21 protein-coding genes are annotated in these 25809 nt (G+C 62.5%); 6 read left to right on the forward strand and 15 right to left on the reverse strand.

The window, feature by feature from the left end:
• The 9 genes from IE095_RS10160 to IE095_RS10200 all read right to left on the reverse strand — a co-directional run bounded on the left by IE095_RS10160 (position 1) and on the right by IE095_RS10200 (position 9273).
• Positions 1-1344: an amino acid ABC transporter permease gene (locus IE095_RS10160; RefSeq protein WP_189411533.1), complete on the reverse strand. Its 1344-nt coding sequence runs from the start codon at positions 1342-1344 to the stop codon at positions 1-3.
• Positions 1345-1480: 136 nt separating this feature from the next.
• Positions 1481-2491 carry an amino acid ABC transporter substrate-binding protein gene (locus tag IE095_RS10165; RefSeq protein ID WP_189411534.1) on the reverse strand — a complete coding sequence of 337 codons (1011 nt, stop codon included), beginning with the start codon at positions 2489-2491 and terminating at the stop codon, positions 1481-1483.
• A gap of 214 nt (positions 2492-2705) precedes the next feature.
• Positions 2706-3428 carry an ATP12 family chaperone protein gene (locus IE095_RS10170; RefSeq protein ID WP_189411535.1) on the reverse strand — a complete coding sequence of 241 codons (723 nt, stop codon included), beginning with the start codon at positions 3426-3428 and terminating at the stop codon, positions 2706-2708.
• 3 nt (positions 3429-3431) lie between these two features.
• On the reverse strand, positions 3432-4484 hold the full coding sequence (locus IE095_RS10175) for an RluA family pseudouridine synthase (RefSeq protein WP_189411536.1): 1053 nt from the start codon (positions 4482-4484) through the stop codon (positions 3432-3434).
• Entirely contained in the window at positions 4481-4834 is a 354-nt protein-coding gene (locus IE095_RS10180) for a fluoride efflux transporter FluC (RefSeq protein WP_189411537.1), read from the reverse strand. Before IE095_RS10180 ends, IE095_RS10175 begins: the two co-directional genes overlap by 4 nt.
• Positions 4835-4919: 85 nt before the next feature.
• Positions 4920-5579, reverse strand: coding sequence for a ligase-associated DNA damage response endonuclease PdeM (gene pdeM / locus IE095_RS10185; protein ID WP_189411538.1), 660 nt, complete (start codon positions 5577-5579; stop codon positions 4920-4922).
• A 27-nt stretch (positions 5580-5606) separates the two neighbouring features.
• Positions 5607-8000 carry a ligase-associated DNA damage response DEXH box helicase gene (locus tag IE095_RS10190; RefSeq protein ID WP_189411539.1) on the reverse strand — a complete coding sequence of 798 codons (2394 nt, stop codon included), beginning with the start codon at positions 7998-8000 and terminating at the stop codon, positions 5607-5609.
• Between the two features lie 31 nt (positions 8001-8031).
• Entirely contained in the window at positions 8032-8568 is a 537-nt protein-coding gene (locus IE095_RS10195) for a DUF2087 domain-containing protein (RefSeq protein ID WP_189411540.1), read from the reverse strand.
• Positions 8569-8697: 129 nt separating this feature from the next.
• Positions 8698-9273, reverse strand: coding sequence for a DNA-3-methyladenine glycosylase I (locus IE095_RS10200; protein ID WP_189411541.1), 576 nt, complete (start codon positions 9271-9273; stop codon positions 8698-8700).
• A 92-nt stretch (positions 9274-9365) separates the two neighbouring features.
• Between IE095_RS10200 and IE095_RS10205 the strand changes: the two genes are divergently transcribed.
• The 4 genes from IE095_RS10205 (at position 9366) to yddG (ending at position 13268) form a co-directional block, all read left to right on the forward strand.
• Positions 9366-10217 carry an EAL domain-containing protein gene (locus IE095_RS10205; RefSeq protein WP_189411542.1) on the forward strand — a complete coding sequence of 284 codons (852 nt, stop codon included), beginning with the start codon at positions 9366-9368 and terminating at the stop codon, positions 10215-10217.
• 91 nt (positions 10218-10308) lie between these two features.
• Positions 10309-11481 carry an acetyl-CoA C-acetyltransferase gene (locus IE095_RS10210; protein WP_189411543.1) on the forward strand — a complete coding sequence of 391 codons (1173 nt, stop codon included), beginning with the start codon at positions 10309-10311 and terminating at the stop codon, positions 11479-11481.
• Positions 11482-11593: 112 nt separating this feature from the next.
• Positions 11594-12319, forward strand: a complete 726-nt coding sequence (gene phbB, locus IE095_RS10215; protein ID WP_189411544.1) for an acetoacetyl-CoA reductase — start codon at positions 11594-11596, stop codon at positions 12317-12319.
• Between the two features lie 58 nt (positions 12320-12377).
• Positions 12378-13268 carry an aromatic amino acid exporter YddG gene (yddG, locus tag IE095_RS10220; protein WP_189411545.1) on the forward strand — a complete coding sequence of 297 codons (891 nt, stop codon included), beginning with the start codon at positions 12378-12380 and terminating at the stop codon, positions 13266-13268.
• Here yddG and IE095_RS10225 read toward each other — a convergent pair.
• The 3 genes from IE095_RS10225 to IE095_RS10235 form a co-directional block, all read right to left on the reverse strand.
• A complete protein-coding gene (locus tag IE095_RS10225) occupies positions 13246-13413 on the reverse strand; it encodes a DUF465 domain-containing protein (protein WP_189411546.1) in 168 nt (55 codons plus the stop codon). The two genes, yddG and IE095_RS10225, sit on opposite strands and share 23 nt — an antisense overlap.
• Positions 13414-13513: 100 nt before the next feature.
• A complete protein-coding gene (locus tag IE095_RS10230) occupies positions 13514-14269 on the reverse strand; it encodes a tRNA1(Val) (adenine(37)-N6)-methyltransferase (protein ID WP_189411547.1) in 756 nt (251 codons plus the stop codon).
• Entirely contained in the window at positions 14269-14481 is a 213-nt protein-coding gene (locus IE095_RS10235) for a putative signal transducing protein (protein ID WP_189411548.1), read from the reverse strand. Before IE095_RS10235 ends, IE095_RS10230 begins: the two co-directional genes overlap by 1 nt.
• A gap of 54 nt (positions 14482-14535) precedes the next feature.
• Between IE095_RS10235 and IE095_RS10240 the strand changes: the two genes are divergently transcribed.
• The gene (locus IE095_RS10240; RefSeq protein WP_189411549.1) at positions 14536-15537 is read left to right on the forward strand and encodes a polyprenyl synthetase family protein; all 1002 of its coding nucleotides are present in this window, start codon (positions 14536-14538) and stop codon (positions 15535-15537) included.
• Here IE095_RS10240 and IE095_RS10245 read toward each other — a convergent pair.
• A complete protein-coding gene (locus tag IE095_RS10245) occupies positions 15534-16865 on the reverse strand; it encodes an amidase (RefSeq protein ID WP_189411601.1) in 1332 nt (443 codons plus the stop codon). The two genes, IE095_RS10240 and IE095_RS10245, sit on opposite strands and share 4 nt — an antisense overlap.
• An 82-nt stretch (positions 16866-16947) precedes the next feature.
• On the opposite strand from IE095_RS10245, the gene IE095_RS10250 reads away from it, so the two are divergent.
• Positions 16948-18171: an FAD-dependent monooxygenase gene (locus IE095_RS10250; RefSeq protein ID WP_229804692.1), complete on the forward strand. Its 1224-nt coding sequence runs from the start codon at positions 16948-16950 to the stop codon at positions 18169-18171.
• Between the two features lies 1 nt (position 18172).
• Here the strand turns inward: IE095_RS10250 and pbpC are convergent, their stop codons facing one another.
• Together pbpC and IE095_RS10260 are read right to left on the reverse strand one after the other, a co-directional pair.
• The gene (gene pbpC, locus IE095_RS10255; protein ID WP_189411551.1) at positions 18173-20215 is read right to left on the reverse strand and encodes a penicillin-binding protein 1C; all 2043 of its coding nucleotides are present in this window, start codon (positions 20213-20215) and stop codon (positions 18173-18175) included.
• The gene (locus IE095_RS10260) at positions 20212-25662 is read right to left on the reverse strand and encodes an alpha-2-macroglobulin family protein (protein ID WP_189411552.1); all 5451 of its coding nucleotides are present in this window, start codon (positions 25660-25662) and stop codon (positions 20212-20214) included. The genes pbpC and IE095_RS10260 overlap by 4 nt, the downstream gene beginning before the upstream one ends.
• Between the last annotated feature and the right edge of the window lie 147 nt (positions 25663-25809).

Here is a 25809-nt window from a genome sequence, read left to right on the forward strand (position 1 = left end):
TTAGCGCGCCTTCAACTGAACGGATTGGTTGTAGATGTTCATGCCGACCGAGATGATCAGACTGATCGTCAGATAGATCAGCATCATCAGCAGCATACATTCCAACTCGCGCCCCGTCTGGTTCAGGGTGATTCCCCCCAATGTGCCGCGCAGGTCAAGATAAGACACGGCAATGCCCAAAGAGGTGTTTTTGGTAAGGTTCAGATACTGGCTGATCAGCGGCGGGATGATCACCCGCAGCGCCTGCGGCAGCACCACAAGGCTCATCGTCCGGCCGGGGCGTAGGCCCAAGGCGAACGAAGCCTCGGACTGCCCCTTGCTGATCGCCATGATCCCCGCCCGCACGATTTCGGCAATGAACGCGCCCGTATACAGCGCCAAAGCCACCGTCAGCGCCAAAAGCGAGGCGGAAATGGTGAAACCGCCCTGGAAGTTGAAACCTTGGCTTACGCCCGCCTCAGTCACAGGAAAGGCCGGAACCTCCAGATGGAAGCCCATCGCAATCAGCAAAAGCACCAGCGGCGCAAACAGGATCAGCAGAGACTTCCACCAGGTCGTGGGTCGCACGCCCGTCGTTTCCTGCACCACACGCGCCTTGCGCCGCAGTTGCGCATTCACCCAGATCGATGCGGCCACAACCGCCAGCGCGGCCAGAACCGAAAAGCTGATGGTGAAATCGCCGATGCTGAACGAACCCAAGGGCCGTTCCAGCAGGGGCTTGGGCATGAACATGCCCCGCTTGGTGATCGCCACCGTGTCGAACAGCACCTTGGACGCCGCTGGGGTTGTCACGGCATCGGGCGGCAACGTGCCCCCCTGGGCCTCAATCGCCAGCGCATCGATCATCGGCTGCGTGACCTTGAAATCCTTCGGCTCCGGTCCGATTTCGGTCAACGGCACATAGATGAACAGGATCCAGAGAAGCACCGGAATATTGCGGAAAATTTCCACATAGACCGTCATGATCCGCGCCACCAACCAGTTCTTCGACAGGCGCAGGACGCCCACCAGAACCCCGACGATGGTCGCCAGAATGCAGCCCACAAAGGCCACCAGCAGCGTGTTCGCCAGCCCCACGAAAAGGGCGCGCCCGTGGCTGGAATCATTCGTATAGGGGATCAGGGTCTGTTCAATATCATACCCGGCCCGCACCCATAGAAAGTTATAGTTGAACGTCTTGCCCTTGGCGGCAAGGTTATCGATCGTGTTGTTGACCAGCCAAGACAGGGCCAGCCCGAACAAGATCAGCACGACGATCTGAATGGTCATCGACCGGAACCGCGTGTCATAGATAAGCATACTCAGCCGAAAGTTTTCCTTCGGCGTTTCCGTGGCATAGGCCATATTTGTTCCCCTGTGCCCGCCCTGTCCGGCTTGATGCCGTATTTTCTGCGGTCATGCCGCCGGGTCGGTCATTCTTGTCCGTCTTGGTCAAAAGCCCTCGGGCGGCCCGTTGCCAGACCGCCCGAGGTTGTTCAGATCACCGGAACGGTGCGGCGTATTGCAGGCCGCCTTGCGTCCACAGCGCGTTCAGGCCACGGGCCAGACCGATCGGGGTGCTTTCGCCGATGTTGGCATCGAACACTTCGCCATAGTTGCCCACCGCCAGAACGGCGCGCTTGGCGAATTCATTGTCCAAACCAATCTTGGCGCCCATGTCGCCTTCCAGACCGGCCAGACGCTTCACTTCCGGGTCGGTCGTCGAAGCGGCGATTTCTTCAAAGTTCGCTTTGGTGATACCTTTTTCTTCGGCGATCAGCAGCGCGAAATAGGTCCAGCGGACGATGTCACCCCACTGGTTGTCGCCATGACGCACGACCGGGCCCAGCGGTTCTTTCGAGATGATTTCCGGCAGGATGATGTGGTTTTCCGCATCCGCCATCGTCGCGCGGCTAGCGGCCAACCCCGAAGCGTCGGTCGTGTAGGTGTCGCAAGCCCCGGCCAGATACTGACGCTGACCTTCGCTGTCGTCAGCCACGTTGACGGCGGTGTAGGTCATGTTGTTAGCCTTGAAGAAGTCGGCCAAGTTCAGTTCCGTTGTGGTGCCGGTCTGGATGCAGACCGTCGCGCCGTTCAGCTCTTTCGCCGAGGTAACGCCCAGATCTTTCTTCACCATGAAGCCTTGGCCATCATAGTAGTTCACCGCCACGAAATCCAAGGCCAGCTCGGTATCGCGCGAGAAGGTCCAAGTCGAGTTGCGGATCAGAACATCGACTTCGCCCGAGGCCAGCGCCGTGAAACGGGTCTCGCCGGTGGTCGGCACGAATTTCACCTTTGATGCGTCGCCCAGAACGGCCGCAGCCAAGGCTTTGCACAGATCGACGTCAAAGCCGGTCCAAGTGCCGTCAGCCCCCGGTGCGCCAAAGCCGGTCAGACCGGTGTTCGACCCGCAGATCAGCTCGCCACGCGCTTTCACGTCATCCAGCGTGCCGGCTTGCGCCACGCCTGCGGCCAGTACGGCGGCGGTTGCCAGCAATACGGTCTTTTTCATGCTACCCTCTTCCTGTGTGTCCGCCACGGTTCGGACGGACAAGTGATGCGCCTTGTCGGCGCGGAAAACTGACGGAGGGGTTCACCCTCTCAGTCCACGCAGTTTCTGACATCGCGGTTTCAAAGGTCAAGGGAAAGCCAGTGATTAAATTTTCTCTTTTATGCCAGTGATTTGCACGATTTTAGTGCGCATTTCGCAGCAAAGTGGCGAAAATTCAGGCCGATTGTGACCGACACAATGCCCAGAATCGCCCCGCACTTTCCAAAGCGCTTTGCTTCAACCGAGCCACCTCGACGGCTTCGTCGTCCTGTCCCCACTGCGTGGCCTGCCAATCCTCATCCACACGTGCGATAGCCCAAAGCTGCTCCAGCGTCAGCCGGTCGTGGGTAAAGGCCAAGGCCAGAACCAGCGATCCGGTGATCGCCACCAGATCGTGAAAGGCCGCCAGTTCAAAGGCATTCAGCCGATGCACCTGATCGGCCAAGGCCTGCACGCTGGCCGGGGGCTGATCCACCGGCACGACGCCCTGCGTTACCAGCAATGGCGCGGCGAACTGCGCCGCAGCCCATTCCAGCATCGGATTCCACAACTCTGCCTGCCGTGCGGCCAGCGCGGCAGGGCCGGTCGCCCGATAGCACAGCAGATCATGCCCGCCATAGGCCGCCAGCAGATTCGCGACCTCGGCGAATTGCGGGGCCACCTTATCCAGCGCCGAATTGGCGGTGCGGGTCAGCGGCATCGTATCGGGCCGGATCTGGCCCTGCTGCGCCTCCCATTCTTCGGCCACTGCTTGCGCAAGCGCGCCTGTCGGTAGCACCAGTGCCCGCTTAGCCGGGGTCTTTACCCCCCGTCCGTCCAGCACCACAGCATAACCGTCATCAACAACCGCAACCCCGGTTTCCTTCCAGAAACGCTTGGCCGTCCAACCTGCCGCCATCGCTCAATCCTTCCGATGGATGAAAGGATCGGCAGGCACGTCGTTTTCCTTCCAGTCCAGCGTCTTCCACGTCTTGGCCATGTGTTCCGGCAAGGGCGCGGTAAAGGTCATCATCTTCTTTGTGATCGGATGCTCCACCGACAGGCTCCGCGCATGCAGATGCAGTTTGCGGCTGATGTCGCCGCCGGAACCCGCGCCCCAGCCATCACCCTGATTCTCCTGCGCCCCGCCGCCGTATTTCCCGTCACCCAGAATCGGATGCCCCAGCTCGGCCATATGCGCCCGCAACTGGTGCGTCCGGCCTGTGACCGGCTCCAACGCCATCCAAGACATTCGTGTCCCCAGAAACCACAGGGTAAAGAAGTCCGTATGCGCCCGTTTCGCGTCTGGATAGTCGCCCATCTTTGCCGGATGCACGCACATCATCTTTTCGCCTTCGCCGCCCCGCCCGTGACCGGGGGCTTTTATCAGCCCGTATTTGATGGACCCTTGCCGCGGGTTCGGCACACCCGCCACCAGCGCCCAATAGATCTTGCGCGTTTCGCGGTGTCGCAAAGCCTCGGACAGTGCGCGTGCCACCCGATCTGTCCGTGCCAGCATCAGCACGCCCGATGTGTCCTTGTCCAACCGGTGCACCAGCTTTGGCTTGTCCTTATAGCCGAATTTCAGCGCCGCGGCCAAACCGTCCACATGCCGATCACCTTGCCCGCTGCCACCTTGGCTGGGCAGGCCCGCCGGTTTGTTCAGGATGATCAGATGTTCATCTTTAAAGATCACCGCATTTTGGATCATCTGTTCATCCGAAATGCTGATCTTGTCCGATTTCGGCCGTGCCGCGACCTCATTCGCGTCGGGTAGGGGCGGAATACGGATTTCCATGCCCGGTGCCACACGGTCGGACGCCTTGACCCGCCCGCCATCCACCCGAATCTGCCCCGTCCGGCACAACTTTTCCACCGCCCCCTGCGTCAGATGCGGGAAACGCTTTTTGAACCACCGATCCAACCGCTGCTCGCCATCTTCGTGCGAGACTTTCAACATCATGATCCCGCTCATGGCGTGATCCCCCTTGCAATGTATGCGCCAAGGCCAACCGCCCCCAGCGACAGAATGACCGTGCCCCCGGCATAGGCCAAAGCGGGCAGGATCTGCCCGGCTTGCCACAGCTTCATCGTGTCCAGCGCATAGGCCGAAAACGTGGTAAAGCCGCCCAGAATCCCGGTCATCAGAAAAAACACCCAGGCCGAACGCCCTTCCAACAGCACGAAAAGCCCGCCCATCAGCAGGCAGCCCAGCACGTTGATGGTCATGATTCCCCACGGCGCAGGCCAAAGGCTGACCGCCAAAAAGCGCAAAGATGCGCCGATTGCCCCACCAAGGGCGACAAGAGGAAGGGACTGGATCATTCGCCGTCCATCCGCCGCGCTGGGCGGATTGTCAACCTTTCTGGCTGCGCGGCAGGTTTTTGTAGTCCCGCTTATCGGCCCCAACCTAGGCGCGGCGCGGGCGCATCGGGCAGGGCAGCGCGCGCGAACCTGTCAGTATGGCCAGCGCCCCCGGCCCCATCAATCGGTCCAGTTCCGGCGCATCGCAGAACAGACCACCGGTGTAAGTTCCATAGGCTGGCAGAATGACTCGCTTCTCGTCCAGAAGGAAACAAGGCCGTGCAGTCCCCGCAAGACGTTGTTTTGGGTGATAATGCCCAGAAATCTCGGCCGCGCTACGACTTTCGGCCTGGTGACGAAAGACCAGTTGTTCGATCCAAAGTTCCGCCCGATGACTACCCCCAATGTCCAGCGGGCCCGGATCGTGGTTCCCTTCCACCCAAACCCATTCCCGCCCGGCCATCAGCCGCATCAAGGTCTGGCGTTCCGCCTCACCCAAAGCCGCGCCCGCCGCCAGATCGTCAAAACTGTCCCCCAGACAGATCACCCGCCCCGCCCCGGTCCGATCCAGATCATCCGAAAGCCGCGAAAGGGTCGCCAAGGAATCATAGGGCGGCAAAAGCCCACCCCCCCGCCGTGCAAGCCGTTCCGATTTGCCCAAGTGCAGGTCTGACACGCAAAGCAAGCCCCGCGCCGCCCAGAACAAAGCACCCGAGGGCAACGCCGTCAGCCCATGGCCCGCAAAGTTGAAATCATAGCCGTTCATGCCTTGTTCTTGCGGCAATCGCCCCGATCAAGCAAGCCCCGCCGCCTGCATCAACCGCTCCGCCTGCACCGCCAGCAGCCTTTCGCGCCCCTCGCCCTGCACCGGCACCTTGCCCACCTCAAGGAACAGTGGTGCTGCCAAGGGCGGCACCCGTTCCAACCGCCGCAGGTCGATCCGGTCGCCCACCCGCGCAAACAATTCCTCGATCCGCCCGAAATCGACCATGCCCCGCATCACCTCATCCCGCGTCAGGCGCAGCATCAGATGGTCAGGATCAAACCGCCGCAAAGTGTCATACAGGATGTCAGAGGAAAACGTCGCCTGTCGCCCCGACTTGCGCCGCCCCTGATGCTGACGCTCAATCAAGCCGCTGATCACCCCCACCGTGCGAAAGGTCCGCTTCATCAAGGCATTGCCCTGCAACCAGCCTTCCAACCCGTCCCGCATCCGTGCCAAGTCGAACAGCTGGCCAAGTTCCAGCACCGGATCCAGCCCCCAGATCAGCGTCGCATAATCGCTGGCGACAAAACCCAAGGGGGCCAGCCCTTCCTCTTCCATCCGCTTGGTCAGGATCAGACCCAAGGTCTGCTGCGCATTCCGCCCCGCAAAGCCATGCACGCACAGATGTTCCCGCCCCTCATAGGGAAAGCTTTCCACCAGCAGCGATTCCGCCTCCGGCATCCGGCTGACCCGCCGCTGCAAATCCAGCCATTCGGCGGTATGGGCGGGCAATTCCGGCCAGCTGTCCTGCGCCAAAATCTCCAAAATCCTGCGCGTCAGCAGGGTCGAGGTCGCAAATTTCGTGCCGCTGAAAACCGCCACCTTCGGGTCGCGCCCCGGTGAAGGCGTCACCTCCACCGTCAATTCGTTCAACCCCTCATAGCGCACCACCTTGCCGCCGATCAGGAACGTGTCCCCCGGCGTCAGACTGGCCGCAAAGCTTTCCTCCACCTCCCCCAAGGCCAGCCCGCCAAAGCGCCCCTTTAGCCGCACCTTCAGGGTTTCCGTGTCGATGATCGTGCCCAGATTCTGCCGGATGACAGAAGCCGCCCGAGGGTCGCGCAACTGCCAAAGCCCATCCCGCTGCATCAGCCTTTGCCAGCGGTCATAGGCCCGCAAGGCATAGCCCCCCGTCGCCACGAAATTCAGGCAATCGTCAAACTCGGCGCGGCTCAAGTCGGCATAGGGCCCCGCCCCACGTATTTCCGCCAGCAGCGCCTTTTCCTCAAACGGCCCGGCACAGGCCACCATCAGCATATGCTGGCAAACCACATCCCTTGGCCCCGGCCCGCGCGGCTCGCCATCCAGATCATGCGCCTTCACCGCCTCCAGCGCCGCCTGACATTCCACAATCTCCCAACGGTTTGCGGGCACCAGCAGCGCCTTGGACGGCGCGTTGTAGCGGTGGTTCGCCCGGCCAATGCGCTGCACTAGCCGCTTTACGTTCTTCGGGGCCCCCACCTGAATGACCAGATCGACATCGCCCCAGTCGATCCCCAGATCAAGGCTCCCGGTGCAGACCACCGCCCGCAGCCGGCCCTCGACCATCGCCTGTTCCACCCGCTCGCGCTGTTCCCGCGCCAGACTGCCGTGGTGAATGCCAATCGGCAGGTTTTCCGTATTCGCCTGCCAAAGCTCGTGGAAAAAGATCTCCGCCTGCGCCCGCGTGTTGTGAAAGATCAGCGTCGTCCGATGCGCCTTGACCTGTTCCAGAATCTCGCCAATCGCATAGCGCCCGCCACCCCCCGCCCAAGGCGGGGCCGTTTCGGTTTCCAGCATCGAAATATCCGGGTCTGGCCCCGCCTCGGCCAACAGGATTTCCGTCCCAGCCCCCAGAAACCGCGCAAGGGCAGGGGGGTCTTCCACCGTTGCTGACAGCCCCACCCGCCGCAGGCCGGGGCAAAGCCGCTCCAGTCGCGCCAGACACAGCATCAGCTGATCCCCCCGCCGGCTTTCCGCCAAAGCGTGGATTTCATCCACCACCACCCGTTGCAGCCCGGCAAAGGTCCGCCCGGCATCCGGATAGGACAGCATCAGCGCCAAGGATTCCGGCGTTGTCAGCAGAATATGCGGCGGGTCCGCGCGCTGCCTCCGCCGCTGCGTATAGGACGTATCCCCCGTCCGATCCTCCACCCTGATCGCCAAACCCGCCCCTTCGATGGGCCGCCGCAGGTTCCGCCTTATGTCCGCCGCCAGCGCCTTGAGGGGCGAGATATACAGGGTGTGCAGCCCCGCCTCCGGCGTTTCCCCCAATTCCGCCAGACTGGGCAGAAAGCCCGAGAGCGTCTTGCCCCCACCTGTCGGTGCGATCAGCAGGGTCGAAGATCTGTCCCCAAGATCCAGCATCGCTTGCTGATGCGAATGTAGCGCCCAACCTTGGGCGGCGAACCATTCGATAAGGCGGGCGGGCAAATCGGGCATAGCCCGTTCTGCCCGCCCGCCTGATGCCACGTCAACTGGCAGACCGCACATGCAGATGACGGATCAGCGCCCGTTCGGTTGGGGCAGGGGCCCGTTCTTCACGCCGATATTCCCGCCCATCTGCGGTTCTTTTGACAAGCCCCAGTTCCACCATTGTGCGGCGCAGGATCGCGGCATCGCCAAACAGGTGCAAACGGTTCAATCGGCTGCTGATTTCTTGCTCGGTCATCACCGCCCCCTTGGGCAACTGTGACCAAAGTCCCCAGACGGCCAAATGTTGCAAGTTTGTCTTTGCTGGCCAGCGCAGCAGAAGCCCTTGCCCGTCGAAATGCCGCAAGGCCTGCGTCACGCGCGGCTGATCAACAACCATCATCGATCCGGCCGGTTCGATCTGTGCCAGCGCCCCAGAACGGAAATGTTGAAAATTCTGCCACCCCCCCGCGCGGGCTAACATGTTCATAAGAGCCAGATGACTTGGGGCAGACCCTGCCTGCGCCAGTGCCTGATGCAGGCGGCGGGCAAAGGGGGAAAGGTCGTCAATCGTCAGGGATAGAACAGGGCGTGTCATCGCATCCTCTGCTTTCAGGCCCGAATTTCGCTGGTCACCCTTGGCGGCGGGCAGAAGGTTGCGCGACGCGGTTCGTGGCAGGTTTAGCTGGATGGTGACGCCTGGGTGAACTGCGGACCCTGTCCATTCCTAGCCCTTTCCGCCGATCGCCGCAACCTCGGCATGGCGGGGGCAAGTCACTAGGTGGTCGTTCACCATGCCGACGGCCTGCATGAAGGCATAGACAATCGTTGGTCCACAGAATTTGAACCCCGCCTTTTTCAGGTCTTTCGAGATTTGGGCCGCCAAAGGCGTTTGCGCCTGCACCTCTCCCATGCTGCCCAGCCGGTTCTGGATCGGCTGGCCCTGCACATAGGCCCAGATCCAATCGCTGAAGGGCTGCTTTTCCTCAACCCGCAGATAGGCCTGTGCTGAAAGGATCGTGCCTTCGATCTTGCCCCGATGCCGCACGATGCCCGGATCGGCCAGCAGGCGTTCCACCTCAGCCGCGCCCCAGCCTGCCACCACCGCCGGATCAAACCCCGCAAAGGCCGCCCGAAAATTGTCACGCTTTTTCAGGATCGTGTACCAGGACAGCCCCGCTTGAAACCCTTCCAGCATCAGCATTTCCCACAAGGTCCGGCTGTCGCGTTCGGGCACGCCCCATTCATGGTCATGGTAGGCGACATAAAGCGGGTCGGTCCCGCTCCAAGGGCAGCGTTGCATGGCGATCCCTAAAATTAGAACAAAAGTGGAATCTTCATCCCGTGTTTACCCCTTGCCGTCAAGTCTGGGGTGATGATCTTGGGGACGATTCCATGTCGGTTGCGCAGACAGATTTCACCGGGCCGCAGGGGGCCGAGGTTCGGCCCGCTGACCGTGACCCTTTCAGCGCCGCCATCAACATTCAGGATGGCCAGACCATCCAGATGGTGCGCGCCGCGCTGGAAACCAAACGCCTGCGGCTGGCCTATCAGCCCGTGGTTCTGGCCCGCCAACCCGATCAGCCAATCTTTCACGAAGGGCTGATCCGTGTGCTGGACCCGACAGGCCGGGTCATTCCCGCGCGGGATTTCATTGGGGCCGTCGAAACGCTGGATATCGGGCGGCTGATCGACTGTGCGGCGCTGGAGTTGGGGCTGGGGGTGTTGCTGCGGCATCCGCAGGTGCGGCTTTCGATCAACATGTCGGCGCGTTCCATCGGCTATCCGCGCTGGGTCGCCATTCTGAAACGCGGGTTGAAGGCAGGGCCGACGGTGGGGGAACGGCTGATCCTAGAGATCAACGAGGCCTCGCTTAATCTGGTGCCAGAACTGGTCGCCGAATTCATGGAAGGATTGCAGCCCGAAGGGGTGTCCTTTGCGGTCGATGGTTTCGGGGCGGGGATGACCGCGCTGCGGCATTTTCGGGATTTCTATTTCGACATTCTGAAGATCGACGGGCAGTTCATCCGGGGCGTCACCAGCAACCCTGACAACCAGATGCTGGTTCGGGGCATGGTGTTGCTGGCCCGGCATTTCGATTTGATGACGGTGGCCGAATCCGTCGAATCGCAGGACGAGGCGGACATGCTGCGCCGCTTGGGCGTTGATGCTTTGCAAGGCTATCACACCGGCGCACCCTCGGTCCGGCCCGATTTTCTGGACAAGGCCAAGCGCGTTTCTGCCTAAGGTTGCGACGGCGCCGCTTGCGCTTTCGCGGGCTGGCCCTTACCCCTTGAACAAAGGGCATATCGCCCGTTCTGGTGCAGGGGAGATTACCATGACCAATGTCGTGATCGTTTCGGCAGGACGCACAGCCGTCGGCAGTTTCAGCGGGGCTTTTGCGGGCACGCCTGCCCATGATCTGGGGGCCGCCGTGATCGAAGGCGTGGTCGCCCGCGCGGGCATCGACAAGGCCGAGGTGAATGAAACGATTCTGGGTCAGGTGCTGACCGCAGGGCAAGGCCAGAACCCGGCGCGGCAGGCCCATATCAAGGCGGGCCTGGCACAAGAAGCCAGCGCCTGGAGCCTGAATCAGGTCTGTGGTTCGGGCCTGCGGGCGGTGGCCTTGGGCGCGCAGCATATCCAGTTGGGCGATGCCGGGATCGTCGTGGCGGGTGGTCAGGAAAACATGTCGCTGTCGCCGCATGTGGCGCATCTGCGCGCCGGGCATAAAATGGGCGACATGTCCTTTGTCGACAGCATGATCAAAGATGGGTTGTGGGACGCTTTCAACGGCTATCACATGGGCCAAACGGCAGAAAACGTCGCCAACCAATGGCAGATTTCCCGCCAAATGCAGGATGAATTCGCGCTGGCCAGCCAGAACAAGGCCGAGGCGGCGCAAAAGGCGGGCAAGTTTGCCGATGAAATCATCCCCTTCATCGTCAAGGGCCGCAAAGGCGATGTGACCGTCGATCAAGACGAATACATCCGCCACGGGGCGACGATGGACGCCATGACGAAACTGCGCCCCGCCTTTACCAAGGACGGCTCGGTCACGGCCGCGAATGCCAGCGGCATCAATGACGGCGCAGCGGCAGTCCTGCTGATGAGCGCAGAGGAAGCGTCGCGCCGGGGCCTGACGCCCTTGGCGCGGATTGCGTCCTATGCGACGGCGGGGCTGGACCCGGCGATCATGGGCGTGGGGCCGATCCATGCCAGCCGCAAGGCGCTGGCCAAGGCCGGCTGGTCGGTCGGCGATCTGGATCTGGTCGAAGCGAATGAGGCGTTTGCAGCCCAGGCCTGTGCGGTGAACAAGGACATGGGCTGGGATCCTTCCATCGTGAACGTGAACGGCGGGGCAATTGCCATCGGCCACCCCATCGGGGCCTCGGGCGCACGGGTCTTGAACACGCTGCTGTTTGAAATGGCGCGGCGCGGTTCGAAAAAGGGTCTGGCGACCCTGTGCATCGGCGGGGGCATGGGCGTCGCCATGTGTCTGGAACGTTAATCTCGCACGCGCAGCATTATTTCGCAAATGCAGCAAAAGGCGCAACGTTGTTGCGCCTTTTTTACACGCTGTTACTACTGAAAGCAGAATCAAGACCTTGAAGGGGGATGCCATGGGACGTGTCGCACTTGTAACCGGAGGCTCGCGCGGGATTGGCGCGGCGATTTCCGTGGCGCTGAAGGAAGCGGGTTACACGGTGGCCGCGAACTATGCCGGGAATGACGAGGCGGCGCAGGCGTTTACAGCGGAAACCGGCATTGCGACCTATAAATGGTCGGTGGCGGACTATGACGCCTGCGCGGCGGGCGTGGCCAAGGTGCAGGCCGATCTGGGGCCGGTGGATATTCTAGTGAACAACGCGGGCATCACCCGCGACGCGATGTTCCACAAGATGACCCCCCAGCAATGGCGCGAGGTGATTGATACGAACCTGAACGGGCTGTTCAACATGACCCATCCGCTCTGGTCGGGGATGCGCGACCGCAAGTTTGGGCGGGTCATCAACATTTCCTCGATCAACGGGCAAAAGGGGCAGGCCGGGCAGGCGAACTATTCCGCGTCCAAGGCGGGCGATTTGGGGATGACCAAGGCCTTGGCGCAAGAGGGTGCGCGGGCGGGCATCACCGTGAACGCCATCTGCCCCGGCTATATCGGCACCGAAATGGTCAAAGCGATTGACGAAAAGGTGCTGAACGAACGCATCCTGCCGCTGATTCCCGTGGGCCGTCTGGGCGAACCCGAAGAGGTGGCGCGGATTGTGGTGTTTCTGGCATCAGAAGGGTCGGGTTTCATCACCGGTTCGACGATCAGCGCCAATGGCGGGCAGTTCTTCGTCTAAGGCTTGCGATGTGGCAGAAAATCGCTGATCAGGGATCAGCGGTTTTCTGGGGAAGCCAATGACGCGACGCAAGGCCACGGTGATTGGTTTCACCGCCGTTCTGATGTGGGCGCTTTTGGCGCTGCTGACCATCGGCTCTGCCCCGGTTCCGCCGTTTCAACTGAACATGCTGACCTTTGCTCTGGGTGGTTCCATTGGCCTGATCTGGACGGCGCGGGGGGCGGGGCTGAAGGTTCTGGCCCAAGTGCCGTGGACGGTCTATGCCTTTGGCACTTTGGGGCTTTTCGGCTATCACGCGCTGTATTTCACCGCCTTTCGTCTGGCCCCCACAGCCGAAACCGGGCTGATCGCCTATCTTTGGCCGTTGCTGATCGTACTGTTTTCCGGGCTGCTGCCGGGGGAAAGGCTGGGGCCACTGCATCTGATCGGCGCGGGGCTGGCCTTTGTGGGCGCGGGGCTGATCGTGACCGGGGGGCAGGGCCTGTCCATCGACATCAATCTGGGCATCGTGCTGGCCTTTGGCTGCGCCGTGACATGGGCGCTTTATTCGGTGCTGTCGCGCCGTCTGGGGCAGATCCCCACCGAAAGCGTCACGGTGTTTTGTCTGGCCACGGCGGCCCTGTCCCTGCCCTGCCATCTGGCGCTGGAGGACACCCAATGGCCCGCAACGGGCCTTGGCTGGGCCAGCATTCTGGCATTGGGCCTTGGCCCGGTGGGGGCCGCGTTTTTCACCTGGGACATCGGCATGAAGCGCGGCGACATTCAACTTTTGGGCGTGGCATCCTATGCCGCCCCTTTGCTTTCGACGCTGGCCTTGGTCGTGGCCGGTCTGGCAGAACCGAAACCCAGCCTGTTGCTGGCCGCCCTGCTGATCACGGCAGGCGCGGCACTGGCCGCTTGGGCCAGCGCCGGGACCAAACGGTCCGTTACGCGTGCATCAGACGCGTGATTTCTTCCTTGAGCTTCAGTTTCTGCTTCTTCAGCTCGGCAATCTTCAGGGCGTCCGTGCCGGGTTGCCTTTGTTCCTTTTCGACCATCGATGAAAGGTTCTCATGCTTGCGGCGCAGTTCCTGAAGATGCGAGGCAATGGTCATGTCGTTCCTCCTATGATGAGTGTCGATAAGGTCAGTTCAACACAGGAATTGAGTCGTGTCACCAAATCTTCACATCACGGTCGGGTGAAATGGCGAAAAATTACCGAAAGGCTGAAAGAAGATCGGCCCCGTCGCGCAGAACCGCATTGGCCTGTGGCGTGTAATTCTCACGATCCCCATCATGGGCAGGGCCTTGGTGCAGGACAAAGGGGGCCAGCAGGCGCAAGGCCCCTTTGCCGCCCTTGCGGGCCTGAAAGATCATCCGCTTGGCGGCGCGGCCCTCACGGGCGGACAGGGGTAAAACGCTGATCGAGCCCAGCTTTTCGGCCCCGGCCAGCAGATCGGGCAGGTTTTCGGGCAGGGCTATCATCGTCAGCCAACCGCCGGGGGCCAGACGCTTTGCCCCCACCCGCACCCATTCGGCCAAGGGCAGATCGACGCGCAAGGCGGTGTCACGGCCCGTGATGGGCGAGGCGGAACCTGCGGCGTGGTAATAGGGCGGGTTGGCGATGACATGGTCAAAATCGCGGCGCAGTTCGGCGGGCATGGCCGACAGATCGCCCGTCACCACCTTGAGCGCCATGTTGTTGTGCAAGGCGTTGCGCCGCGCCAGTTCGGCGTAATCGGGTTGAATTTCTAGCCCCATCTGCTCCAACCCCGGCACGCGCCAAGCCAGACAGAGGCTTGCCGCGCCCGCGCCGCAACCCAGATCGAGAACCGATTGTCCGGCGCGGGCAGGGACGGAGGCGGCCAGCAGAACAGGGTCAGTGGCGGCGCGATAGCCCTGTTTCGGCTGCCAAAGCGCAAGCCGCCCGCAAAGGAAATCGTCCAGCGAAAGGTCGGCGTCTTCAAACATCAGCTTGTCGGAATGTCATGGTCGGCCATGATCGCGCGGGCCATGAACAGGTCGCAGTCCAGCACCATCAGGCGTTGGGGCAGGATGCCCAAGGATCCATCAAGGATGCTCATGTGGACGTCCAGCGCGAATACCTCTATATCCTCGCTGCGAAGCAGGGCTTCGGCAAAAGCGATGACCGTCGGGTCCGTGGTGCGCAGAAGTTCTTTCATGGCAACAGATAACGGCGGCCTGCACGCTTTGTCGAGGTGGGTCGGGGGATGACGATGAGCCTGGATGATGCGTCCGTGAACCCGGCAGACCGGCTGGGCAAAGCCTTGGCGGGTGACATGGCAGCGGTGAATACGCTGATCCGCGAACGCATGGCCAGCGAACACGCCCCACGCATCCCCGAGGTGACGGCGCATCTGGTGGAAGCGGGGGGCAAACGCCTGCGGCCCATGCTGACCTTGGCGGCGGCGCGGCTGTGTGGCTATGACGGCCCCTATCACGTGCATCTGGCGGCGACGGTGGAGTTCATCCATACGGCGACGCTTTTGCATGATGATGTGGTCGATGAAAGCCAGCGGCGGCGGGGGCGGCCAACGGCGAATCTGCTGTGGGACAACAAATCTTCTGTGCTGGTCGGCGATTATCTTTTCGCGCGGTCGTTCCAGTTGATGACGGAATGCCAGAACCTCGACGTGATGCGGATCCTGTCGAACGCCAGCGCCACGATTGCCGAGGGTGAGGTTCTGCAACTGACCGCCGCGCAAGACCTGAACACCGATGAAGGCATCTATCTGCAAGTGGTGCGGGGCAAGACAGCGGCGCTTTTCGCGGCGGCGACGGAAGTGGGCGGTGTGATTGCGGGGGGGTCTGAGGCGCAAGTGCGGGCTTTGGCAGATTATGGCGATGCCTTGGGCATTGCCTTTCAGATCGTGGATGACCTGCTGGATTACGGCGGGTCGGATGCGACGATTGGCAAGAACACGGGCGATGATTTCCGCGAACGCAAGATGACCCTGCCGGTGATCAAGGCGGTGGCGAAGGCCGATGCCGAACAGCGGGCGTTCTGGTCAAGGGTGATTGAGGCGGGCGATCAAAAGGACGGTGATCTGGAACAGGCAATGGCGCTGATGACGGGGCATGGCGCGCTGGAATCGGCACGGCAGGATGCGCTGTCATGGGCTGCACGGGCGCAAAAGGCGCTGGAGCCGCTGCCAGCGGGTGATCTGCGTGACATGCTGGCCGATCTGGCGGGCTATGTCGTGGCGCGGATTTCCTAGACCAACGCCCTTTCCGCCGCAGACCCCACGCGCAGCAGCCGCAATTCCTGCCCCGGCCCGGCCATGAAGCTGATCCCGCAAGAGGGCTGGCCGGTGGGCAGGGTCAGCACCGCCTGATCCAGCAGATTGCCGATCCGCGTGTTGCGCAGGGCCAGCAGGTTTTCCTGCGCGAAATAGCTGGGGTCGGTCAGAAGGCGGTTGGCATCCGGCGGCAGGATGGCCGAGGTCGGCACCAGCACCGCATCAAACCCCGCCACACGGTCATTCCAAATGGCGCGCAGGCGTTCCAGCTTTTGCCAGCCCAGCACATAATCCATCGCCTTGACCGCCGCCCCCCCACGAAAGCGTTCCAGCACCGGCGGGAACATCTTTTCCGGCGCGGATTCGATCTTTTCGGCCCAGGTGCCATAGGCTTCGGGCGCGACCAAAGTTCCAGCCAAGGCCAAAGCCTCGGCCACTTCCGGGGCCTTGATCCGCTCGATCACCGCCCCCGCCCGCGAAAGCCGCACCACCGCATCATCAAAGCCCTTGGCAGGTTCACGACGCAGATCATCCAGCGCCACGGTTTCCAGCACCGCAAAACGCATCCCCGCCAGCGAAACCCCTTCCAAATCCGGGGCCTTTTCGCCGCGGAGCAGGGCATGGATTAGCGCCGCATCCTCCACCGTGCGCGCCAAAGGTCCAATCGTGTCAAAACGCGGGGCCAGCGGCACAACGCCCGCCATCGGCAGGCTGCCCCAGGTCGTCTTCAGCCCCACCAGATCATTCCAGGCCGAAGGCACCCGCACCGAACCGCCTGTGTCCGAACCAATCCCCCCCGCCGCCAAGCCAAAGGCGACAGAGGCCGCCGCCCCCGAGGATGACCCCCCCGGCACCGCGCCCGGAAAATTGCGGTTCGGCGGCGTGGCCGTCACCGGGTTCAGCCCAAGGCCGGAAAAGGCCAGTTCCGTCATATGCGTCTTGCCCAGACAGACCGAACCCTGCGCCGTCGCCCGTGCCAGCACTTCCGCATCGCGGTCGGGCACCCGGCCTTTCAGCAGGGCCGAGCCCGCCTCACATCCCGCCCCCGCCGCATCGAACAGGTCTTTCCACGACAGCGGCACACCATCCAGCAGACCCAGCCGCTGCCCCGTCTTGGCCCGCCCCGCCGCCGCCAAACCCATCGAACGCGCGCGGTTTGGCGTGGTGCGCGCATAGATCCGCGCGCCGTCGGGATGGGCGGCGATGGCGTCCAGATAGGCTTCGGTCAGTTCCGCCGGGTTGATCTTGCCCGCGCCGATGGCCCGCCCCAGTTCCGCCGCCGGTCTCCAAAGCCAGTTCCCGTCCATATGCCCGCCCCATGATTGCAAAGCCACGCTAACCGCCCCGCCTGCCATGGACAATCCCGCATCAAGCGCCATAATCAAGCCCATGGAAAACCGTGTTCTGATCGTCGGCGGCGGCTTGAATGGCCCCGCCTTGGCCTTGGCCCTTGCGGGGGCCGGATTGCCCGTCACGCTGATCGACGCACGCCCCGCCCCCGCCCGCGCCGAGGCTGGGTTTGACGGGCGGGCCTATGCCTTGGCGCTGGCGTCACGGCGGTTGTTGCAAGGCATTGGCGTCTGGCCGCAACTGGCCGACAAAGCGCAACCCATCCTTCAGGTCAAAGCCAGCGATGGCCGCGCGGGCGAAGGGCCAAGCCCCCTGTTCCTGCATTTCGACAGCGCCGAACTGGACGAAGGCGCGATGGGCCATATGGTCGAAGATCGCCACCTTTACGCGGCCTTTCTGGCGCAGATGCAGGCCAGCCCCGGTATCACCCTTATCCACGGCCAGACCGTTGTGGCGCAGGACATCACGGCCAGCGGGGCGATGGTCACGCTGGCCAATGGCGATCAGATTAAGGGGCGTCTGCTGATCGGCTGCGATGGGCGGGGCAGCGGCACGGCCACGCGGGCGGGCTTCCGGCGGCAGGGTTGGGCTTATGGCCAGACCGCCCTTGTCACCGCCATTCACCACGCCAAGCCCCATCAAGGCATCGCCCAGCAATATTTCATGCCCGAAGGCCCCTTGGCGATCCTGCCCCTGCCCGGCGGCCATCATTCCAGCATTGTGTGGAGCGAGACCGATGCCCAAGCCCGCGCGATCCAAGCGCTGGATGATGCCGACTACCTGACCGCCCTGCGCCCCCGCTTCGGCGATTTTCTGGGGGAAGTGGCCTTGGCGGGGGTCCGTTTCACCTATCCGCTGTCATTGTCCCTTGCCGAAAGCTATGTCGCCCCGCGTCTGGCGCTGGTGGGCGATGCGGCGCATGGCGTGCATCCGATTGCAGGCCAAGGTCTGAACTTGGGCCTACGCGATGTCGGGGCTTTGGCGGAAGTCTTGGTCGAAGCGGTGCGTCGCGGTGAAGACATTGGCGCGCTAGATGTTTTGGAACGCTATCAAAGCTGGCGGCGCTTTGACGATACGGCGATGGCCTTGGGCATGGACAGCGTGAACAGGCTGTTTTCTAACGACAACAGCCTGTTGCGCATGGTGCGCGACATCGGCATGGGCGTGATCACCCGCACCCCCGCCCTGCGCCGTGCTGCCATGCGGCAGGCGGCGGGCCTATCCGGCCCCCTGCCGCGCCTTTTGGCGGGACAGGCGTTATGATCTAACGCACCTGTACCTTTGCCCTTGCCGAACGCCCCAGCGCGTCAATCACCGATAGCGTGATAAAACCCCTGCCGGGCAGAGAAAGGATCGTGGCCCTGTCGCGTTGGTCGCGCGCCAAAGGCAGGCCATCAACCAGCCATGTAAAGGGCGCTTTGCCACCGCGCACGCGCACCAGCAGCCCTTCGGGCAGCAATTCGACCTGTGCACCATCAGGTGGGAAATCCACTGCGGGGGCATCGGCGACAACGAAGGCGGCGCTGCGCGAGCGGAATTTCTGCAAGGGCTGAGGAAGCTGAGCGTTGGACAACAACAGCGTTGCGGGCGGCGGCGGGGGGAGTTGCGCCAGTTCAGGCTTGATCCGCCCCATCACGCGGAACAGCAGGGGTGCAGCGGTTTCGGCGCCAAAGGCCCCCGGTACCGGTGTGCCATCGGCGCGGCCGAGCCAAACCCCCGCCACGTGCCGCCCGTCAAAACCAATGGCCCAAGCGTCGCGGTGGCCATAGCTGGTGCCGGTCTTATAGGCCAGCCGGTTTTCCGGCGAGCCGGGCGGCGGGGGCATGCCTGAAAGAATATCCGCGACCTGCCAAGCGGCGACGGCAGAGACCAGCCTTTGGCCCTCTGCGGAGTCCTCCCCCGTCACATGCAGCGGCAGGGCCACCCCGCCCCGCGCGAGGGCGGCGTAAAGCTGCACCATGTCTTGCAGGCTGACCCCCAGCCCGCCCAAGGCTATCGCCAGACCTGGCTTGCCGGGCGGCGGAATTTCATAGCCCATCGCCGCCCGATCCATCGCGGCCAAAAGACGGGCGGGGCCGATGGCATCCACGATCAGCACCACGGGAATGTTCAGCGACATCTGCAAGGCTTGGCGCATTCGGACCGTGCCGCGATAGTGCTTGTCAAAATTCTGGGGCGCATAGCCACCGATGTTGATCGGCAGATCGTCAATCAGGGTTTCGGGATGGGCCAGCCCTTCGTCAAAGGCCAAGGCATAGACCAAGGGTTTCAGGGTGGAACCGGGGCTGCGCAGGGCTTGGGTCATATCGACAAAGCCTTGGCGTGCGTCACCCGTGTAGCCCGCCGAACCGACCGAGGCGAGGATTTCGCCGGTTTGGTGATCGGCCACCAGAAGTCCGACTTGCAAGCGTTCGCCTTGCCCCGCCACCGCCTCGACCGCCAGCTTTTCCAGCTTGGCTTGTAGGGCGGCGTCGATGGTGGTCTCGATCCGCATATCCAAGGGATCGGCAGCGCGCAGGCGGTCAGCAAGGTGCGGGGCAAGCTGAGGAAAGGCGCGGCGGGCATCGGGGACGCGTTCGGTCAGGGCGGCTTGGGCTTCGTCATCGTCCAGAATGCCGTCGCGCACGGCGCGCAGCAGCACCCTTTCGCGGGCGGCTTTGGCGCGGTCGGTGTGACGATCCGGGCGGCGGCTTTCGGGGGCTTGGGGGATGGCGACCAGCAGCGCCGCTTCGGCGGTTGTCAAGCGACGGGGTTCCTTGCCAAAATAGGCAAAACTTGCCGCCCTGACCCCTTCCAGATTACCCCCGAAAGGGGCGAGTTGCAGGTAAAGGTTCAGGATTTCATCCTTGGTCAGCCGCCGTTCCAAGGCCAAAGCCACCCGCATCTGGCGTAGCTTGCCGCCGACTTTGCCCGTGCCGCTTTCTTCCAGCAGCCGGGCCACCTGCATCGTCAGCGTCGATCCGCCCGAGACCACCCGCCCATAACGCACCGCCTGCCCAAAGGCCCGAAGTACGGCCACTGGGTCCACGCCCGCATGGGAATAGAAACGCTTATCCTCGTACCGGATCAGCAGATCCAGATATTCCGAGTCCACCTCACCCACCGTCGCGGCCATCCGCCAACGGCCATCGGCGACGGTATAGGCGCGCAGCAGGGAACCATCCCGCGCCCGCACCTCGGGCGAGGTGGCCAAGATCAGAGAAGGCAGTTCGGTGGCATCCACCCAATCGTCAAAACTGTCACGCGCAAAGGCCGCCACCCAAAGGGTGACGGCCAAGGCAAAATACCAGCGCGCGCGCAACGTCATGGGGTGACGGTCACCGCCCCCGTTTCACTGCGCGCCCTGAAGTCCGGGCGATACATGTCTTCGACGCTGGCTGCCGGGTGTTTGTAGGTGCCCGGCGAAATCGCCCGCACCACATAGGCCAATTTGAAGGTCGAATTGTCATAGCGGTCCACCGCCGTCAGGAAGCGTTCCTGCCGGAATTCGCTGTTCTGAACATCGGTGATCGCGTCCAGCCAACCGAGGGTCGAGGTGGAGCCCGCCGCCATCAGGTTCGGGTTGTCGATTTCAAACCCGGCGGGCAGCGGATCGTTGACCATCAAGCGCGCTTCGCCGCGGCCCCAGGGCGTGACCTCCAGCACCGTGACCATCCGCGTTCCGGCCTTGACCGGCTGCGAAAGGTCCACCGGCTGACCATCCAGCGTGAAATAGCTGCGGGTGATGGCATAGCCGTTGCCGCCCGCAGGTTCGGGTTCCACCGGGACGCCATAGGTGGTGACCGTCAGATAGGTGTTCGCCTGACTGTCGTTCTTGATCACCGCCGCCGTTGCAGCGCCCGCGTCCAGCACGCGGACCAAAGGCCCATTGGCGGGTTTGCCGTCGATGGTCACGCCCTCTAGCCCCGGCCCATCCAGAAGCGCATTCGTCGCCAGCAAAGCCCATGTCGCCTCTTGCGTCGAAAGGTAGTCGCCTTGCCGGGCCAGCCGTTCAGTCAAGGCGGTGGCATCGACGGCTTTTGTCCCTGCCTCCAAAGCCAAGGCCAGAACGGCCGCAGAATCACGATAGTTGGTGCCGTAATCTGCGCGGAAGATCTGTTCCTTTTCCGCCGTCGCCAAAGCATCCAGCTTCGCCGCCGCGCGGGTGAACATCGCATCGGCGCGGGGTTGATCGCCATAGGATGCGAGCGCCGCGCCCAGTTGGGCCTGGGCCAAGGCCGTGCTGAAGGCATCTGGCTTCACATCGGCATAGTAACGCAGATCACCGACCGCCGCTGCCCCTTCGCGGGCCAGAACCATCAAAGCATAGGCCAGCGCCTCACCCCCCTGATCGAATTCGGGGTGATAGTTCACCTGATTGCGCAGGTTGTCCAAAGCGTTGCGGAAAGCGACATCCGGCACGGTGAAGCCTTGGGCGCGGGCACGGGACAGGAAGTCAGTGACATAGGCATCCAGCCACATATCGCCCGAATAGGCATACCACAGGCCAAAGGCCCCTTCAGCGGTCTGGTTTTGAAGGATTTCGGTGATCGCCTGATCAACGCGAACGCGGATATTCTCCGCCCCCTTCAACTGCATCGCCTGCGCCACCTGATCGAAATACAGCAGTGGCAGGGCCTTTGATGTCATCTGTTCGGTGCAGCCATAGGGATACTGATCCAAGGCCTGCAAAAGCCCCGGCGCGTTCAGTTTCGCAATCGGCCCCACCGCAAGCGTGGCCTTGCCCGATCCGGGCAGCATCCCGGCAAACACATCGGGACCAAAGGTAAAGGTTTGGCCCTTGGCCAGATCAAAGCGGCTGATGCGGGCAATGATCGGATCGTTCGCTTGCACGGGCACGGTCAGATCTTTCTTCAGAACCTTGCCGTCGGGCGTGGTCAGGCTGATCGTGATGGTCTGGTTGCCCACATCGCCAGCCGTCACCGGAACCTCGATCACCGCTTTGCCCTTGTCGGCCAGATCAACCCCCGAAGGAGCCGTTCCAAGCGTCAAACCATTGGCCGTCACGTCAAGCCCCATGCGGCCCGAAGGGCCTGTGGCGTGGACAACTTCCAACAGCAGACGCGAGGTATCGCCCGGGGCCATGAAACGCGGAACAGAGGCCGTTACCACCACCGGATCGCGGACGAAGACATCCTTTTCGGCCTGTCCGACGCCCTTGCCCGACCAAGCCACCGCCATGACGCGGACGGTGCCGTTGAAGGAAGGCATGTCGAACTTGGCACGAGCATAGCCGTCTTCGGTCACCGCCACAGGGCCAGAGAAATAGGCCACCAGTTCCTCTGTCGGCGGCGGCGCTTCGGCCCCCGCTTGCAGACCCGCATCGCCACCGGAACGAACTGTACCCTCGGCCCCGTTCAGCCCGTCGATCAGACGGCCATAAACGTCACGAATGCCGACGCCCAACTTGCGCTGGCCGAAATAATAATCGGAGGGATTGGGGCTTTCAAAGCCCGTCAGGTTCAGGATGCCGACATCGACGGCGGCGATGGTGACATAGGCATGATCGCCGGGTTCGACGCCATCGACCTTGACAGCCACGTCGAACGGGCCGCGCGGCGCGACCTCATCCGGCATTTCCACCGTTGCGGACAACCGCCGCGCACCCGGATCAATGCTGGCATAGGTCAGCCCCAAGGCCCGCGCCGGATTGCGGCCAGCGGCCACATCCATCGGACGGATGGCGGAAACGGTGACGTAGACCCCCGCGCCCCATTCATCGGTCACGGGGAGCGGGATCAGGTTTTCCCCTTCCTTCACTTGCACCGCCTGCATCGACACAAGGCGGTTCGACAGAACCGTCACCAGCGCCGTCCCAGCCGCACGCGGCACGACACGCAGGTTTGCGGTTTCGCCCGGTTTGTAGGCCGGTTTGTCCAGAGACAATTCCAGCGTATCGGGTGTGGCACTGGCATCGGCGGGCGCATACCAACCCGCCCAGAAAGTGGTTGAAGCCGAAAGAGGCGCATCGCCCACGGTGCGTTCAACGACCAATTCATATTCGCCCCATTCCACCGCCGCTGCGATTTCGGTGGGTGCGGTGCCAATGTCAGCCACGCCTTCGGCTTTCAGTTCGCGGGTGACGACAGGCTCCCACGACCAGTTGCCATAGTTCTGATACCATTGATAATGCGTATCAATCCGGTTCAGCCGCCATTTCACCTGCATCGCCGTGGGCGCAAGACCCGCGTCCAGCGCCATCAGGCTGAACCGCGCCTCGGTGCCTTCGGGGACCACGTCATCGAACAAAAGCTTGATACCGATCAGATCGGTTCCCGGTGCCAGCGTTCGGCTTTCGCGCCGTTCCACCGGACGACCGGAGCCTTCTGCAACACGCACGTTGAAGTTCGCGGTGAAGGGGCCAGCACCTTCGGGCAGTTCCGGCAGGAAGGTGCTGATCACCGCATTGCCCTGTTCATCGGTGACATAACCGCCGTCGAAGGACTGCATCAGCCCATAGCTGGCGCTGTCGTGCTTGCCAAAGCTGTATCCGGGGTAATCTGGCAACTCGCTGGTGGGGGTCAGATAAACCTCGCCCTCAATGTTCAGCCCGGCCCCCGGCGCGCCGAACAGATATTTCGCAGCGACGGTCAGTTCCGGCGTGTCCGAGGCATTCAGGATGCCTTCGGGCAAAGACAGTTCAAAATCGATGCGTTCGGGAAGGAAATCCTCGACCAGAACCGACTGGCTGGCCAGTTCTTCGCCTTCCAGATCGGCCATCACGGCCAGACGCCAAACGCCGCGCGGGGCGGAACCGCCGACGGGCATCGCAAAGACATGGCCGCCCTTGCCGCCGTCCTGCACCTGCGCACGGGAATATTCCACCCCATCCGGCCGATACAGGATCGCCGTCAACGGCAAACCTTCGACGGCCTTTGTGTCAGCATCGCGGGTCAATGCGGTGGCATAGATCGTCTCGCCCGCCCGATAGGCGCCACGGTCGGTCGTCATGAACACGTCGACCGAACCTGCCGCCTCGCGCCCCTCGACGCCACGGTCGGACAGGTCGAATTCCGGATCGGTCAGCGACAGGAAGGAAATATCCTCGGTCCCCGATTTCGCCACCACCACCGAAGGTGCGGCCCCATCGGTGCCTTTAACCAACCCCGCATCGAAACGCGCATAGCCCTGATCATCGGTCGTGGCTGTGCCCAGCACCTCGTTCGCACGGCTCAGAAGTTCCACCGTCACCCCAGTTTTGGCCGAGGCATCGCCCAAGGACCGCACAAAGACATGCAGGCCATCGGTCGCCGTCATCGTCGTCATGCCCAAATCGGACACCACGAACCACTGCCAGCCCGAAGGGATCGTATAGGGATCAACTCCCGGCACCTTGGCCTCCAGCGCGTAAATCCCCGCAGGCAGGTCTTTCAGTGCCTCTTCCATTGGAAGGCGGGTCGTCACATCCTTGTTCACGTCTTGGCTGACCGTTGCCGTGCCGGTCCAGACCTGTGCGGCCACCTGATTGGCAAAGTCATAGGTCTGCCAATCGCCCATCGGCGCGCCGAAATAGCTGTTTTGGATCGACCGCAGGATGTTCCGGTCGCTGACCTTGTACAGCACCAGTTCCAGCGATTCCGTGTTCACGGTTTCGACCGGAATCGCCACATTGCCTGTCTTGGGCAACACATAGCCTCGGCCCGAGAAGCGGACGCCGGGCGAACGGTCGCGGATGTATTGGGTGATTTCGACCGATTTCGCCATTGTTTGGCCATCGGCGGCGGGCAGACCTTCGCGGAAGGTGATGGCATAGCGCTTGCCGAATTCGATCCCCTCGACGCACAGCTGCCGCCATTCACCCGAAACAACGGTAAGCCCCGGTTCCGGCAGTTGGACAAAGGTCGAATAATCGACACCGGTTGCGACCAAATCTTCCGAGAAATTGGCGCAGACGCGTGGACGAGTCGATTCCGATTGCACCACGGTTTCCAGAATACGGAAACCATACTTGCCAATCGCATCATCGAGCAGTGCCGCCGTATCGTCGCGCGGTTGGAGTTCCTGCGCCAGTCGCAGGGCGGAGACGGTATCGCGACCGCGCCCGATCTTTTCCGCCGCATCGGCCATGGTCACAAGGATCGAATGGCGCAGGGCCGGGTTTTCTGACCGCAGATAAGCGTTGATCGAGGCGTTGAAAGCGCGGGATTGATACCAACTGGCTTGATTGGTGTCCTGTGTTGCCGCCAGCAACAGACGCCGAGCATATTCCGCCCAATGCGCCCCGCTATCGGTCAAAACCAATGCCGCGCCGGTGAAGTTCGTGGCCATAACGAAGTCGCCGGAATTTTCGGAATCGGCAGCGGATTGCAGATGTTCCTCGGCGCTGTAGCCGTTGGTGGTGTGCTGATTGCCGATATCGGCGGCCTGTTCGGTGGCAGCGGCCACGTCCCAATCGGGCAGGAAGGCAATTTCACCGCGGCGGAACCCAGCACGGGCCGTCACTCCTGGTTGCGCCAAAAGGATCGTACCGGACATTGCCCCTTCAAAATAAGCGCCTTCACCGGCCCCCGATTTGGGGAAGCAGGAACCGTTTGTCGTGTTGAAGGTGAAAGCGGTACAGGCGCTGTTCGTTAGACAGGCCCGCTCGCAAGCGTTTAGGTCAGTATCGAAGATCGAGGCCAGATCACCCCCTGGCAAGTCGGTGTTTTCCGAAAGCGCGAATCGCTTGGCTGGAATCAGGTCTTGCGCCTGGAGGGCCATTGGCGTGGCCAGCATTGAAAGCCCAAGGAAAACAAGCCGCGAGAGCGTGCGCATGGAAAAACCTCCTCAAATCTGGCCAGAATGTGGCACGGCAAGGCCCCGGCTTGCAAGGATATCTACAAAATTCTCTGTGATCCTCGTCTGTTAATCGCCCGTTCACTGCTCTTGATCACTCTGGGTGGGAAGGGGCGACCAGGGCGC

The sequence above is a fragment of the Neogemmobacter tilapiae genome (assembly GCF_014652215.1).
In the GTDB taxonomy this organism is placed as follows: domain Bacteria; phylum Pseudomonadota; class Alphaproteobacteria; order Rhodobacterales; family Rhodobacteraceae; genus Neogemmobacter; species Neogemmobacter tilapiae.

What these genes read in the sequence shown, in the direction of transcription:
- IE095_RS10160 (WP_189411533.1), bottom strand. Translation starts at nt 1,344, where the DNA reads ATGGCCTATGCCACGGAAACGCCGAAGGAAAACTTTCGGCTGAGTATG.
- IE095_RS10165 (WP_189411534.1), bottom strand. Translation starts at nt 2,491, where the DNA reads ATGAAAAAGACCGTATTGCTGGCAACCGCCGCCGTACTGGCCGCAGGC.
- IE095_RS10170 (WP_189411535.1), bottom strand. Translation starts at nt 3,428, where the DNA reads ATGGCGGCAGGTTGGACGGCCAAGCGTTTCTGGAAGGAAACCGGGGTT.
- IE095_RS10175 (WP_189411536.1), bottom strand. Translation starts at nt 4,484, where the DNA reads ATGAGCGGGATCATGATGTTGAAAGTCTCGCACGAAGATGGCGAGCAG.
- IE095_RS10180 (WP_189411537.1), bottom strand. Translation starts at nt 4,834, where the DNA reads ATGATCCAGTCCCTTCCTCTTGTCGCCCTTGGTGGGGCAATCGGCGCA.
- pdeM (WP_189411538.1), bottom strand. Translation starts at nt 5,579, where the DNA reads ATGAACGGCTATGATTTCAACTTTGCGGGCCATGGGCTGACGGCGTTG.
- IE095_RS10190 (WP_189411539.1), bottom strand. Translation starts at nt 8,000, where the DNA reads ATGCCCGATTTGCCCGCCCGCCTTATCGAATGGTTCGCCGCCCAAGGT.
- IE095_RS10195 (WP_189411540.1), bottom strand. Translation starts at nt 8,568, where the DNA reads ATGACACGCCCTGTTCTATCCCTGACGATTGACGACCTTTCCCCCTTT.
- IE095_RS10200 (WP_189411541.1), bottom strand. Translation starts at nt 9,273, where the DNA reads ATGCAACGCTGCCCTTGGAGCGGGACCGACCCGCTTTATGTCGCCTAC.
- IE095_RS10205 (WP_189411542.1), top strand. Translation starts at nt 9,366, where the DNA reads ATGTCGGTTGCGCAGACAGATTTCACCGGGCCGCAGGGGGCCGAGGTT.
- IE095_RS10210 (WP_189411543.1), top strand. Translation starts at nt 10,309, where the DNA reads ATGACCAATGTCGTGATCGTTTCGGCAGGACGCACAGCCGTCGGCAGT.
- phbB (WP_189411544.1), top strand. Translation starts at nt 11,594, where the DNA reads ATGGGACGTGTCGCACTTGTAACCGGAGGCTCGCGCGGGATTGGCGCG.
- yddG (WP_189411545.1), top strand. Translation starts at nt 12,378, where the DNA reads ATGACGCGACGCAAGGCCACGGTGATTGGTTTCACCGCCGTTCTGATG.
- IE095_RS10225 (WP_189411546.1), bottom strand. Translation starts at nt 13,413, where the DNA reads ATGACCATTGCCTCGCATCTTCAGGAACTGCGCCGCAAGCATGAGAAC.
- IE095_RS10230 (WP_189411547.1), bottom strand. Translation starts at nt 14,269, where the DNA reads ATGTTTGAAGACGCCGACCTTTCGCTGGACGATTTCCTTTGCGGGCGG.
- IE095_RS10235 (WP_189411548.1), bottom strand. Translation starts at nt 14,481, where the DNA reads ATGAAAGAACTTCTGCGCACCACGGACCCGACGGTCATCGCTTTTGCC.
- IE095_RS10240 (WP_189411549.1), top strand. Translation starts at nt 14,536, where the DNA reads ATGAGCCTGGATGATGCGTCCGTGAACCCGGCAGACCGGCTGGGCAAA.
- IE095_RS10245 (WP_189411601.1), bottom strand. Translation starts at nt 16,865, where the DNA reads ATGGACGGGAACTGGCTTTGGAGACCGGCGGCGGAACTGGGGCGGGCC.
- IE095_RS10250 (WP_229804692.1), top strand. Translation starts at nt 16,948, where the DNA reads ATGGAAAACCGTGTTCTGATCGTCGGCGGCGGCTTGAATGGCCCCGCC.
- pbpC (WP_189411551.1), bottom strand. Translation starts at nt 20,215, where the DNA reads ATGACGTTGCGCGCGCGCTGGTATTTTGCCTTGGCCGTCACCCTTTGG.
- IE095_RS10260 (WP_189411552.1), bottom strand. Translation starts at nt 25,662, where the DNA reads ATGCGCACGCTCTCGCGGCTTGTTTTCCTTGGGCTTTCAATGCTGGCC.